The sequence below is a fragment of the Chitinophagaceae bacterium genome, assembly GCA_016717285.1.
In the GTDB taxonomy this organism is placed as follows: Bacteria; Bacteroidota; Bacteroidia; order Chitinophagales; family UBA10324; genus JACCZZ01.
In genome coordinates, this window is the sequence record JADKFU010000005.1 from 551,813 (window position 1) to 564,766 (window position 12,954).

Annotated in this window: 14 protein-coding genes; 12 read left to right on the forward strand and 2 right to left on the reverse strand. The window is 40.8% G+C overall.

Annotated elements, in window-relative coordinates:
• Window positions 1-196: 196 nt before the first annotated feature.
• From IPO83_12160 to IPO83_12190, 7 genes are all read left to right on the forward strand, one after another.
• On the forward strand, window positions 197-601 hold the full coding sequence (locus IPO83_12160) for a cytochrome c maturation protein CcmE (protein ID MBK9732018.1): 405 nt from the start codon (window positions 197-199) through the stop codon (window positions 599-601).
• The gene (gene ccsA, locus IPO83_12165) at window positions 601-3,042 is read left to right on the forward strand and encodes a cytochrome c biogenesis protein CcsA (GenBank protein ID MBK9732019.1); all 2,442 of its coding nucleotides are present in this window, start codon (window positions 601-603) and stop codon (window positions 3,040-3,042) included. The genes IPO83_12160 and ccsA overlap by 1 nt, the downstream gene beginning before the upstream one ends.
• A gap of 52 nt (window positions 3,043-3,094) precedes the next feature.
• Complete coding sequence (locus IPO83_12170; GenBank protein MBK9732020.1) at window positions 3,095-3,898, forward strand: DUF2520 domain-containing protein; 804 nt, start codon at window positions 3,095-3,097, stop codon at window positions 3,896-3,898.
• Between the two features lie 376 nt (window positions 3,899-4,274).
• Window positions 4,275-4,607, forward strand: a complete 333-nt coding sequence (locus tag IPO83_12175) for a 2Fe-2S iron-sulfur cluster binding domain-containing protein (protein ID MBK9732021.1) — start codon at window positions 4,275-4,277, stop codon at window positions 4,605-4,607.
• A gap of 253 nt (window positions 4,608-4,860) precedes the next feature.
• The gene (gene iscX / locus IPO83_12180; protein ID MBK9732022.1) at window positions 4,861-5,097 is read left to right on the forward strand and encodes a Fe-S cluster assembly protein IscX; all 237 of its coding nucleotides are present in this window, start codon (window positions 4,861-4,863) and stop codon (window positions 5,095-5,097) included.
• Window positions 5,098-5,245: 148 nt separating this feature from the next.
• Window positions 5,246-5,767: an HAD-IIIA family hydrolase gene (locus tag IPO83_12185; GenBank protein ID MBK9732023.1), complete on the forward strand. Its 522-nt coding sequence runs from the start codon at window positions 5,246-5,248 to the stop codon at window positions 5,765-5,767.
• 89 nt (window positions 5,768-5,856) lie between these two features.
• Window positions 5,857-6,804, forward strand: a complete 948-nt coding sequence (locus tag IPO83_12190) for a geranylgeranylglycerol-phosphate geranylgeranyltransferase (GenBank protein MBK9732024.1) — start codon at window positions 5,857-5,859, stop codon at window positions 6,802-6,804.
• Here the strand turns inward: IPO83_12190 and mqnB are convergent.
• On the reverse strand, window positions 6,801-7,502 hold the full coding sequence (gene mqnB, locus IPO83_12195) for a futalosine hydrolase (protein MBK9732025.1): 702 nt from the start codon (window positions 7,500-7,502) through the stop codon (window positions 6,801-6,803). The two genes, IPO83_12190 and mqnB, sit on opposite strands and share 4 nt — an antisense overlap.
• A gap of 239 nt (window positions 7,503-7,741) precedes the next feature.
• On the opposite strand from mqnB, the gene IPO83_12200 reads away from it, so the two are divergent.
• From IPO83_12200 to IPO83_12220, 5 genes are all read left to right on the forward strand, one after another.
• Window positions 7,742-8,149 carry a 6-carboxytetrahydropterin synthase gene (locus tag IPO83_12200; protein MBK9732026.1) on the forward strand — a complete coding sequence of 136 codons (408 nt, stop codon included), beginning with the start codon at window positions 7,742-7,744 and terminating at the stop codon, window positions 8,147-8,149.
• Window positions 8,150-8,212: 63 nt separating this feature from the next.
• On the forward strand, window positions 8,213-8,866 hold the full coding sequence (gene folE / locus IPO83_12205; protein ID MBK9732027.1) for a GTP cyclohydrolase I FolE: 654 nt from the start codon (window positions 8,213-8,215) through the stop codon (window positions 8,864-8,866).
• Window positions 8,867-9,216: 350 nt separating this feature from the next.
• A complete protein-coding gene (gene fabD / locus IPO83_12210) occupies window positions 9,217-10,092 on the forward strand; it encodes an ACP S-malonyltransferase (GenBank protein MBK9732028.1) in 876 nt (291 codons plus the stop codon).
• A gap of 66 nt (window positions 10,093-10,158) precedes the next feature.
• Entirely contained in the window at window positions 10,159-11,043 is an 885-nt protein-coding gene (gene fabD, locus IPO83_12215) for an ACP S-malonyltransferase (protein MBK9732029.1), read from the forward strand.
• A 41-nt stretch (window positions 11,044-11,084) separates the two neighbouring features.
• Window positions 11,085-11,603 carry an acyl-CoA thioesterase gene (locus IPO83_12220; protein MBK9732030.1) on the forward strand — a complete coding sequence of 173 codons (519 nt, stop codon included), beginning with the start codon at window positions 11,085-11,087 and terminating at the stop codon, window positions 11,601-11,603.
• A gap of 442 nt (window positions 11,604-12,045) precedes the next feature.
• On the opposite strand, the gene IPO83_12225 is transcribed toward IPO83_12220, so the two are convergent.
• Window positions 12,046-12,831, reverse strand: a complete 786-nt coding sequence (locus IPO83_12225; protein ID MBK9732031.1) for a class I SAM-dependent methyltransferase — start codon at window positions 12,829-12,831, stop codon at window positions 12,046-12,048.
• Between the last annotated feature and the right edge of the window lie 123 nt (window positions 12,832-12,954).

Genomic DNA, 12,954 nt, shown 5'->3' on the forward strand with positions numbered 1-12,954 from the left:
TTGCGCGCTAAGGCGAGCCGGGAGTAAAGAAAATCTTCCTGCTTTGCGCCTTTGGATGCAAATTATTTTGAAGAAAAGTCGTTTACCCACCGAATCATTATTTATTTTCAGATTACAACGCTTCAATACATCCGCCTTTTTATTTTCAACCAAGTGAATCCTTTGGAATGTTGTAATTTTGCCGAAACCACCACCTATGAAAAAGATGCACATTGCCGGTCTTGTACTGATCGCCGTTGCCATTGGGTTTATTGTGACGATGGCCAGCGACTACAGTCAGTACGAAACCTTTTCTTCTGCCAAAGGAGAAACCAAGAAGGATTTTCATATTGTTGGCACCCTGGTAAAGGATCAGGCGCAGTTTTATGATCCGATTAAAGATCCCAACTACTTTAGTTTTTTTCTCCAGGATAAGAATGGTGATCAGTGCAAAGTGGTTTTTAAAGGAACCAAACCGCAGGATTTTGACCGTTCGGAACAAATTGTACTCACAGGTAAAATGGATGGATCAGAATTTCACGCCTCACACATATTAATGAAATGCCCATCAAAATATAAGGTGGACGAATTGGAAGTAACAGAATACAAATCGAATACCTGATGGGAATTAATTTTGAGGGAGAGCATTTACTTCCCGGTCAGCTCGGCCAGATTGCTGTTTACACTGCTTTTATTTTTGCGTTAGTAGCTGCTGCAGCTTTTTTCATTGCTTCATTTTCTAAGAATGAAGAACATAAGTTATCCTGGAAATGGGCTGGCAGAATTGCCTTTTTCATTCATTGCATTGGTGTACTCGCCATTATTGTGAATCTGTATCTCATCATTCACAGTCATTTTTTCGAATACTATTATGCCTGGTCACATTCCAGCAAAGCGCTACCCATGAAATACCTGTTGTCGTGTTTTTGGGAAGGACAGGAAGGTAGTTTTCTCCTTTGGATGTTCTGGAATGCAGTGCTTGGGACCATTCTCATTTTTACACTTAAAGAATCTGAAAGCCGTGTACTCAGCGTGTTTGCAGTGGTGCAGGGATTTTTAGGTTCGATGTTACTCGGCCTGTATGTGTTTGGCTATAAAATCGGCAGCACACCATTCGCTTTGCTTCGTAATGAAATGACGAATGCACCGATTTTTCAACGTGCCGATTACCTGAGTTTCATCCAGGACGGAAATGGATTGAATCCTTTGTTGCAGAATTATTGGATGGTTATTCATCCACCCATTTTGTTTTTGGGATTTGCTTCTACCTTAATTCCATTTTCATTTGCCATGTCGGGTTTGATGAATCGCCAATTCACTGCATGGACTAAACCGGTAATGCCCTGGGCTTTGTTTTCTGCAGCGGTATTGGGAACAGGCATTATGATGGGTGGAGCATGGGCTTATGAATCACTCACCTTCGGCGGTTACTGGGCCTGGGATCCTGTAGAAAATGCATCGCTTGTTCCCTGGCTTACATTAATTGCAGGCGTTCATACTGCTTTGGTGTTCAATAAAACCGGGCGTTCACTCAGAACAACGTATATCTTTTTCATTCTCACATTCATACTTGTTTTGTATTCCACTTTTCTAACGAGAAGCGGAATTTTGGGTGACACTTCCGTGCATGCATTCACTGATTTAGGCATGAGCGGACAATTGATTTTTTATATGGCCGGTCTTTCTATTCCTGCTATTGTATTGCTTGCAGTGTATTGGAATAAAATTCCTTCGGTGAAAAAAGATGAAAATGTACTGTCGCGGGAGTTTTGGATTTTCATCGGCTCACTGGTCTTCCTGTTGTCTTCGCTTCATATTGCATTCAATACGTCACTTCCGGTGTGGAACAAATTGTTTGGCGCCAACCTCGCTGTTCCTGCTGATGCCGTTGCGTTTTATAATAAAGTACAGATTTGGGCAGCAATAATTATTGCCTTGTTTTCGGCCAGTTCGCTCTACCTGAAATTTAAGCAGGCGGATACAAAACAATTTTACCGCAGAATGCTGGTGATGGTTTCGATAGCTATTCCATTAACAGCCATTATTGCTTATGCAGGGCAATTTAATGTGGTATCGAATATCGTTTTATTATTTGCTGCCATTTTTGGTATCATCTCTAATTTGTATTATTTCATTATTGTCTTATCAGGAAAATGGAAATTATCAGGTGCGGCAGTGGCTCACCTCGGATTTGCATTAACGCTGTTAGGAATACTTTTTTCTTCCGCAAAGAAGGAAACCATCTCTCATAATTCGATGGGCGTAAATTTTGGAAAAGAATTTTCGGAGGATGCACAGCGGTCAAATATGTTGTTGTATAAAAATGTGCCGGTGAAGATGAAAGAATACATGGTGACCTATGTTGGGGATTCTGTCGCACAGCCTAATTTTTATTACAAAGTAAATTATGAAGTGTTTGATTCTGCAACCGGAAAATCGACGGATCGATTCACCTTGTATCCCAATGCACAGATTAATCCAAAGATGGGACTGATTGCCAATCCTGATACGCGACATTATCTCAACCGCGATTTGTATACACATGTAACATCGGTTCCTGATAAGTCCAAGCAAAATGAAAGAGTAGACAAAGAATTCAAATCACACCTGATTTCAAAAGGTGATACAGTATTCACCAATAACAGTTATGTGGTTCTGGAATCTATTGAACGCGTCATCAATTCAAAAAAGGTGGTGATTGCTGAAGGTGACCTTGCAGTATCTGCCAATTTAGTGGTGAAAAAACTGGATGGACAAAGTTTTACGGCGAAACCATTGTTTTATATACGCGGTGAAAGGGCAACATTAATTGATGATGAATTGCCGGAAATGGGATTGACTTTCAGGTTGAATAAAATTATTCCGGAAGAAAATAAAGTGGATCTGCAGATTGCAGAAGAAGAAGTGCAACCTGATTTTATTGTGATGACCGCTATTGTATTCCCTTACATCAACTTATTGTGGTTAGGTATAGTGGTCACTATCCTTGGATTTTTAATCAGCCTGGTTCGTATCTGGCAAAAGAAATTTAAATCAAAAAGGGAAGTAATCAGCAGTCCTTAAATGGAACCGGCAACGTAATATTGATAATTTAGCGCCCTTAAAAATTAGTGCAATGACGGCATACAAAATCGTAATCATTGGTTCGGGTAATGTGGGCTACCAGATGGCCTGGCATCTTCACAACAGCGGGCACGAGATCGTGCAGGTATTCAGCAGGCATTTACCTTCCGCAAAATGGATTGGCAACCTGATGGATATTCCCTGTACCGATTCATACGATGATATTTCGCAGGATGCGGATATATATCTCGTAACGGTTAAAGATGATGCAATTAAGGAAGTTGCCGAACAACTAAAATTGAACGGTCAGGTAATTGCACATACTTCAGGAAGTGTACCCGGCAGTGTGTTGAAAACGGTAAGCAAGAATTATGGGATTTTCTATCCATTGCAAACCATGTCGAGAAATGTGTCGGTAGATTTTTCAGTAATTCCGATTTGTGTGGATGCTGCGAATGAAAAGACCTTGTTGGTATTGAGGGAACTTGGAGGAACGTTAACGAGTAAAATCATTGAAGTAAATGATGAACAACGTTTCGCCATTCACGTTGCAGCAGTGTTTGCCAATAATTTTACGAACCATCTCTTTACTATCTCTCAGGTATTACTCGAACAAAGTGGATTATCGTTCGAAATCTTCAAGCCACTCATCAATGAAACGGTGCGCAAAATTCAAAATCATGATCCGCCGAACGTACAAACAGGTCCTGCCATCCGTCATGATGAGATTACTATACAAAAGCATTTAGAATTTCTGAGAAATGACGGAAGGTTTGCAGAGATTTATAAAATTCTCACGGATGATATACAGCGATGGGAACCTGTTAAATCTGATATTGGTAATCTGCAGAATTGATTGTTCTTCAAAATCAGGTACTCAACAGATCTATTAAAAACTGAATTATGTTTCACGGCTTCTAAGAAGTTGTTTTGAAATCAGTCAATATAATTGTTACATCACTTACCCTTCGGCTGCGCTCAGGGTGCGCTTCTGGCAAAGCCAAGGCCAAAGAGCATTGTAAAAAAATTAATTGATTTCAAAACAGATTCTAAGCTGAGGTTGATTTTTTTCAATTCATAGCCTCCTTCTACCTGCTCAGGACAAGTGGTCGAATGGTTGAGGAGATATGTTAGAATTTCAAGATCATTTCAAAACAGCTTCTGTTATTCTTGCAAAATATGTTAACGCGCTAATAGTATCTTTGCACGTTTATCAGCATAACCAAAGCAAGATGTACACCATTCATTTCACATTTGAGGAGAAGGAGATTGCACCATTGACGGTAACGTCGCCGGAAGGAGACACATTGTTGGAGGTTGCCTTAAAAAATGATATTCATCTGCATCATAATTGTGGCGGCGTGTGTGCCTGCAGTACCTGTCAGATTTATTTGGAACAAGGAGCTGATTTTGTAGATGAGATGACCGATAAAGAAGAAGATTTTATTGACCGTGCACGCAACCCAAAGCTGAGTTCCAGACTTTCCTGTCAGTGTTTGTTGAATGAAGGAGAAGGAGAGATAAGAGTGGTGGTGCCGGATCAGTCGGGAATTTTGGGAGAATAGGATGGGTTAGATAATTGTTTAATTGTGTTTAATTGTTGACACGAAGTGTAAGCTGAAGACGAACTGGAATTCAATCACTTGGTGATTTCTTAAATTAAGAATTGAATTAATTGTCAAATTGCTCAATTGTTGACACGAAGGTGAAAGGAGTAAAACAACAATTTAACCATTTAGCAATTTAACCATTTAACCATGTATGTAACCATATAGCCCTCTTTCCCCAATACCCATCAAACTATAAAACAGCATTAAAATGCACGAACCACCAATACATTGGAATGACCACGAAGACATTGCTCAAAAGCTGTATGAAAAATTCGGCGATGATTTTAATGAATCGAAAATCTACCGTTTGCGTTTTACGGAATTAATTGAATGGGTACTGAGTATTCCGGGCTTTTCAGGCAAGCGTGAAGAAAGTAATGAAAGCCATTTGGAAATGATTCAATCGGCGTGGGTGTATGAATGGCGGGATAATCAGGGGAAGTGAGAAAAAGTCGTTAGTCGTTAGTCCTGAGTCGTTAGCAAATTGGTCATTGGGCAATTTGTCAAATAGTCAATAGTCATCAGTCAATGGGTCATTACTTCCTGCTCATCGACACATTAAATCATCGGCACATTAATTCTTACTTCTCTCAATGGCCAAAAAGAAAACAACAATCCCACACTATTTCGACCTTTTTAAGGAGGCAAATGCTTTTGTATTGGATATTGATGGTGTGCTGACAGATGGATCTTTACTGGTAACTAACAACGGTGATGAACTTCGTTCCATGAATATTCGCGACGGTTATGCCTTGCAGTTGGCTGTTAAGAAAGGTTATACAGTGGCGGTTATTTCCGGTGGTAAATCAGAAGGGGTTGTTCGGAGGCTGAACAGGTTAGGTATTCTCTATGTGATGGCCGGTGTGGAAGATAAGCCCAAAGCGCTTTTGCAGCTTGCCGCTGCACTGAAGATGGATCTTTCAAAAACAATTTATATCGGCGATGATATACCCGACCTTGACGTAATGCAATTGTGTGGTATTCCCTGTTGTCCGCTGGATGCAGTTACAGAAGTGCAATCTGTAGTAAAGTATATATCACCAATTGCCGGCGGCAAAGGTTGCGTAAGAGATGTAATGGAGAAAGTGATGAAGCTTCAGGGTAAGTGGCAGTAGAATTTTTACTGTGTACTTTTAATTAGTATTCATTTTTCGTCATCAAATCCTACCGGACTTCAATACATTTGCCGCAATCTATTTTCTGAATGAAAGGAATCATCTCTTTCCTGAGACTCATCCGGTACGTTAACCTGCTCTACATTGCGCTCACGCAATGCCTGGTTCAATATACTATTATCAAGCCCATTCTTGGACAAGCCGGCGTAGTACCTACGCTTGATGTGTTTAATTTTAGTTTACTGGTGTTATCCACTGTTTTAATTGCAGCAGGTGGATACGTTATCAACGATTATTTTGATGTGAAGATAGATGCCATCAACAAGCCGCGACGCATTTTTATCGACCGGACAATCAAAAGACGCTCTGCAATGTTGTTGCACCAGGCCCTGACTGGTGCAGGGGTGTTGCTTGGTTTTTATGTTGCGTGGAAAGCCGGAAATATACGCTTAGGTTTTATTCACCCGATCGTATCCGGATTGTTATGGTTTTATTCTACAGGTTATAAAAGACAATTGCTGATTGGCAATATTATAATCTCCTTTCTAACTGCACTTGTAATTTTGATTGTAGCCTTGTATGAACAACACTTATTTAAGCCAGATACAATTGCTGTAAATGCAGCCGCGTACACCATATTTATCCTTGTGTTTTTTTATTTCCTGTTCGCCTTCCTAATCTCCCTTGTAAGAGAACTCGTTAAAGATATGGAAGATGTGAAAGGAGATGAACTCTATGGTTGCAAAACACTACCGGTAGTCGTTGGTGTTCAGAAGACTAAATGGTTGGTGTATGCCATCAGCGCACTTATGGTAGCATTTCTCATATATCTCCAGGTAAGGCAGGCAAACGGAGGTGATTATATTTCTGTTCTAAATCTTTTTACGATGCTGGAGATTCCCTTGGGAATAGCAATATATCTGCTTTACAAAGCGGATGCGCAAAAGCAATTTTCACTGGTGAGCAGCGTGATTAAAATAGTGATGCTGATGGGAATTCTGATGATGGTTTATTTTTATTACCTGATGCGGAATTAAGAATTAAGAATTAGGAATTGAGAATTATCAATGTCAATCATTTCCATTATTAAACTGGTGGCAGTATGATTGAGATTTTTGATGGCAAGTGGAATATTCCAGCTAGACTTGTCGCGCTTCTGAACATAATTTGAAACAGCTCTCAACTGAACACAAGGAATACTTTCTTTCAAACAACAATACAGGAAAGAAGCGCCTTCCATGCTTTCAACATCAGCGGGAAATTTTTCGATGAGTCGCCTGATGCTGTTTTCATTTCCGGATACGGTATTCATGGTAATTCCACGCGCTGTTGGAAGTGATTGAATCACCTTGTATTTTGGATCGATAGTATTCGAAATCAATCCATTTGAGAATGGAAATGCATTTCCATCCGCCAATCCAATCTCAAACGCATTTAAATATGTATGGTCATCCGTTGCACCGAAGTCTCCAAAAGTGTCGGTAGTAATATTTACAACTGTACCAATGGGAAAATTTCTGTTGAAGCTTCCGCAGATGCCAAGATTAATAGCGAGATCCCAGTTATCCAATGGTAGCATTTTACCAAGCTTAAAAGCTGTGAATACGCTTCCTGCACCCGTGATCATCAACTCAATGGCATGTTGTTTCAGCAAGCCTTGTTCATCCCATTGAAGGAGGCATTGTTCGAGTGGTTCCACTTCTATTCTTGTAGCAGCTACTATCAGGATCTTCATGTGTTAAAAGTAGAATTAAACGCACAGTTTGTACTTCCCATGAAGAATGGGATGCTATGTACTCAATCACGTTTTCTTAATTGAGGAGCACCTGAAATACGGCGGCCAAAGAAGCCGCGCATTTAATTATTTAGCATAGAGAATATATTTAATAAATATATTATGGTCTGCCGATGTCCTGTTTTGATGTATAAAAACGTCTGTTACACAACTATCTTTGCAGAAAATGATAAATCACCATGTTGTACCTTACCAGGAAAGAACATTTTAACGCAGCCCATCGGCTATTTAATCCAAACTGGAGCGATGAAAGAAATGAAGCGGTATTCGGTAAGTGCTCCAACAAATATTTTCATGGGCACAATTACGACTTATTCGTTACCGTGAAAGGAGAACCTGATCCTGAAACCGGTCTGATTATTAATGCGAAAGAACTGAGTGCAACTATCAGGGAAACCGTGGTGGATAAGCTCGACCATAAGAACCTGAGCCTGGAAATTGGCTTTTTGAAAGGCATCATTCCGAGTACCGAAAATCTTGCAAGGGCAATCTGGATGGAGCTGGAACCACATATTTCCGGGTGTAAACTTCATTGTGTGCGGTTGTATGAAACAGAAAATATTTTTGCTGAATACTACGGAGATTGAACTTTTGAAGATGTTGATGGTTATTGAATGATTGATTTTCAACAATTCAACCTACCTTTATTCATGACGCAAATTGTTAAAGCTCAGTCAAAGAAAAAGAGCAAGACCGATTTACAAAAACGTTATTCAAAATTGGAAATTTACAAAGAGGATACCACTCATTCGCTGACTGAGTACTATCGCGATATCATCACTACACTAGGTGAAAATGCAACTCGTGAAGGTCTTGAAAAAACCCCTATGCGAGCCGCTAAAGCCATGCAGTTCCTGACACATGGATACCAACTGGACCCGGAAGCTATTTTGAAATCGGCGATGTTTAAAGAACAATACAGCGAGATGGTGATTGTAAAAGACATTGAGATGTATTCGATGTGTGAGCACCATTTACTTCCTTTCTTTGGCAGGGCTCACATTGCTTATATACCGAATGGTTACATCGTAGGTCTTAGCAAGCTGGGTCGCATTGTGGACGCATTCTCCCGGCGCTTGCAGGTGCAGGAACGCCTTACCCATGAAATCCTTAATTGTATTCAAAACACCCTCAATCCAATTGGTGTGGCGGTAGTGATAGAAGCAAAGCACCTTTGTATGATGATGCGTGGTGTTCAAAAGCAAAATTCAGTAGCCACCACCTCGGCCTTTACCGGTGAGTTTGCGCAGGAAAGAACCCGTTCAGAATTTATCAGGCTGATCTCCGCTGATCTGATGCATTAATAGTCAGCATTCAGTGTTGTAAAATATGTCTCGAAGATGTAGTCAGCTTCTTTTGCAATTATTTCAAGGCGGACACTGAAAAAATAATCGACTTATTATTCTCCGTGAAGTGCTGTACCCCCGTGGCAATTTCCACGAGCGAACACGTTCAAAATTCTCAGACTGATCTCTGCTGATCTGATGCAGTAATATCAGGTAAACTGATTTATTATTCTCCGTTCATTTCCTTCCTTCCGTCGTAATTTTTTTAGAATTTATCTTACTGAGGTGCTACTGGAAATCCAGCCTTTTCCCTCCCTTTTCTTATTATATTTGCGCCCGATTTATCAGCCAGCATCAAATCTTCCAGTATGAAAGCATACATTTTTCCAGGTCAGGGTTCGCAGTTTGCAGGCATGGGTAGAGATTTGTATGAATCCAATACAATTGCGAAGGAATATTTTGAAAAAGCCAACGAAATACTGGCCTACCGGATCACAGATATAATGTTTAACGGCACTGATGATGATTTAAGGCAAACCAAGGTTACACAACCTGCTATCTTTATTCATTCTGTTATCAAGTCGATGGTGGCCGGTGATAGTTTTATGCCGGAAATGGTGGCTGGACATTCCTTAGGTGAATTTTCTGCTTTGGTAGCGAATAAGGCATTGTCATTTGAAGATGGATTGCAACTGGTATTTAAAAGAGCCTTAGCTATGCAAAAGGCTTGTGAACTTCAACCCTCTACCATGGCCGCGATTTTAGGTTTGGCTGATAATGTGGTAGAAGAAATATGTGCCTCTATTGAAGAAGTGGTGGTGCCGGCCAATTACAATTGTCCCGGCCAACTGGTGATCAGTGGTTCTATTGAAGGAATAAATATTGCCTGCGAAAAAATGAAAGCGGCAGGAGCAAAACGGGCCTTGGTATTATCTGTCGGCGGTGCTTTTCACTCGCCATTAATGGAACCCGCGCGCCAGGAACTGGAAGCTGCACTGTTAAATACCAGCTTCTCAACACCTGTTTGCCCGGTGTACCAGAATGTAACCGCAAATGCCGTGATGGATGCGGATGAAATCAGGAAGAACCTGATTGCGCAGTTAACGGCACCGGTACGTTGGTCACAGTCTGTTCAAGCCATGATTGCCGATGGCGCAACAGCTTTTATTGAATGCGGACCTGGTAATGTTTTGCAGGGTTTGGTAAAGAAAATTAACAAAGATGCGATAACAGCTGCAATCTGACAAAACCGTATTTTTTTATTCTTCTTCAAATAAGAAAACAAGAAAAAAGCAAAGTAAAAGTAAGAGATGAACAGAGCATATTTATTCCCGGGTCAGGGATTTCAATACGTAGGAATGGGGAAATCGCTCTATGAAAGTTCTCCGCTTGCGCGGGATTATTTTGAAGCGGCGAATGACTTGCTCGGTTACCGGATTACTGACATCATGTTTAATGGCCCTGAAGAAAAATTATTTGAAACACAAGTGGTGCAGAATGCCATTTATCTTGTATCGTTAATCAGTGCCTTGAAAGAAGGCAATGATTTTCGACCTTCCATGGTAGCCGGTCACAGCCTGGGAGAAACTACAGCATTAGTGGCCAACGGTTGTCTCTCCTTTGAAGACGGATTGATGCTGATGAATGAACGGTCGGTGGAAATGGAGAAAGCATTTAATAAAGTGCCTGCAGCCATGGTAGCCGTGTTGGGACTGGATGATGCAATTGTTGAAAGGGTTTGTGATTCTATAGAGGAGATGGTGGTGCCTGCCAATTATAACTGTCCCGGACAACTGGTGATAGCAGGCACAACGGAAGGAGTTGCGGCAGCCTGCAAAGCACTCACCAAAGAAGGTGCAAGACGTTTTGTACCGTTGCAGGTGGGAGGAGCAGTTCATTCACCACTGATGCAGCCTGTTGTAGATTACCTCGAAAAGAAATTAGCAACGATTAAATTCAATGAACCGAAGTGTCCAATTTATCCGAATGTTACGGGAACAGCAACCATCAACACCGATGAAATCAGGGAATATCTTACTCTTCAGCAGATAAAATCTCTTCGGTGGACTACAACCATTCAAAACATGATGATGGATGGCGCCAATGATTTTGTTGACTGTGGCCCCCCTCACGTAATTAGTGGAATGGTTCGCCGAATCAGCAAGCAGATTTCTATCAACAGCGCGGTGGTATAGCTTTCAATTTATTAAACAGCATTCAACAAATTCCGGTTCTTATGAGCGAACTAAAGCGTCCCTTCCAAACAGAAACCATCATGACGCAGGTGGTGCAACCGAATGATACCAATCCATTGGGCAACTTACATGGAGGAAAATTAATGTACTGGATGGATGAATGTTCAGCCATTAGTGCAACCAAACACAGCCGCGCCATTGTAGTAACCGTTTCGGTGGATGGTGTTTCTTTCAAGAACAGAATCGAGCTGGGAAGCTTTGTTACCATCATCGCTAAAGTCACCCGTACTTTTAGAACCTCTATGGAAGTATTTATTGAAGTGTGGGCAGAGAATATTCCGAAGAATACCAGGATCAAATGCAATGAAGCCTATTACACTTTTGTTGCTCTGAATGAAGCCGGTCAGCCGATTCCTGTAGCTGAAATTCATCCGGAAACAGAAGCAGAAATACGTCTGTATGAAGGTGCCATCAGCCGCAGGCAGGTGCGATTAATACTTGGTGGAAAAATGAAAGTGGAAGATGCCGCTGAACTGAGAAAGTTGTTTATGAAGGATTGAATGGTGGGAACTGTAAATTGCGTTTGCGATTTTTGATAAAGGGCTAAATGGTTTAATTGTTTGATTGTTTAATTGTTGCAGCGAAGCTGAAATTAGTTTGGGTTCTCAGTATATAATTTCATTGTTGTCCGACAAAAAATTGTTGCCTAAAAAAATAATTCCGCCCATTAAAGACTTTGGTGTTTGCAGAAACTATCGCTATTTCAATTTCACTTTTACAGAGTTGATTTGATTCCTGCAAGAAATATTGCTGCAATGATTTCACCTCTGTGGAGGATTTGAATTTTTAAAGCCCCGTAGGGGCGAAATTATGGTAGCCCCAAAAGAATAAATTTAAACGAAGCCCTGTAAGGGCGACATTATCCGCAAAGGTTGTCCCAGATATGGTTTAGATGCTGGTTGTGGAAAATTCGCCGGGCAAATAATGATATACTATTGGATACTAAAATCTGAGCACAAAATTCTGCTTCGACAATTGTTTTCTGAAGAAAACAATTCCAAAAAAGAAAAGGTCAATGGTAAGAGTTACCTGCGGATGTGCTTTGATGGAAATCCAGGCAGCTTTCATTTCAGGTGACCAGTGAATGTCGTCGAAAATAAAAATGGAATCATCATTTGTATAATCAAGTGCCTGCCTGAAATAATTCAATGTCGGTTCCTTTCGGTGATTACCATCAAAAAAAATTAAATCAACTTTTTGGGTTTGTTGAAGCGCAAGCGGCAATGTTTTCTCAAATGGTCCTGCCATCACTTCAATGTTTTTCATTCCGGGTGCTTCGAAATTTTTTCTGGCCCTTTCAGCCAATGCCGGAGCACCTTCCAGGGTGATCACTTTTGTATTTGCACCTGAAGCCGCCAGATACATGGCAGAAAACCCAAGCGAAGTTCCCAACTCCAATATTTGCCGGCATTGATAAAATACGGCTATCCGAAAAAGTAGCTGTGCCTGGCGAGGTGGCTTAGCTGAAGTTTTTAAAAGGTAACTGATCGTGCGTTGTGAAGTAGTTGTTGCAGTGGCGCCGGTTCCATAATCGGTAATGTCAATTTCCTCCTTTTGTAAGAGCAACCGGTTGCGTAAAGTTTCAATTTCATCATAAGCATAGAAATGACGTTTGTCATTCAACACCCGTACCATGAAATCATATACAAACGGCGAATGCATATTCCCGACTCCTCTTGCTTTCAGCAGGTAATGCAGATATTCTTTCATTAGAAATAATGCGTTCATATTTTTGAAATCGGATTCCTGCTGATTGATTTGTTTTGAAACCGGAAGAAAAAACTGATGACTGTAATAAATGGTTTCTGCAAACCTAAATAAAACAGGCCCACAAATCCGTGGCAAATTGAT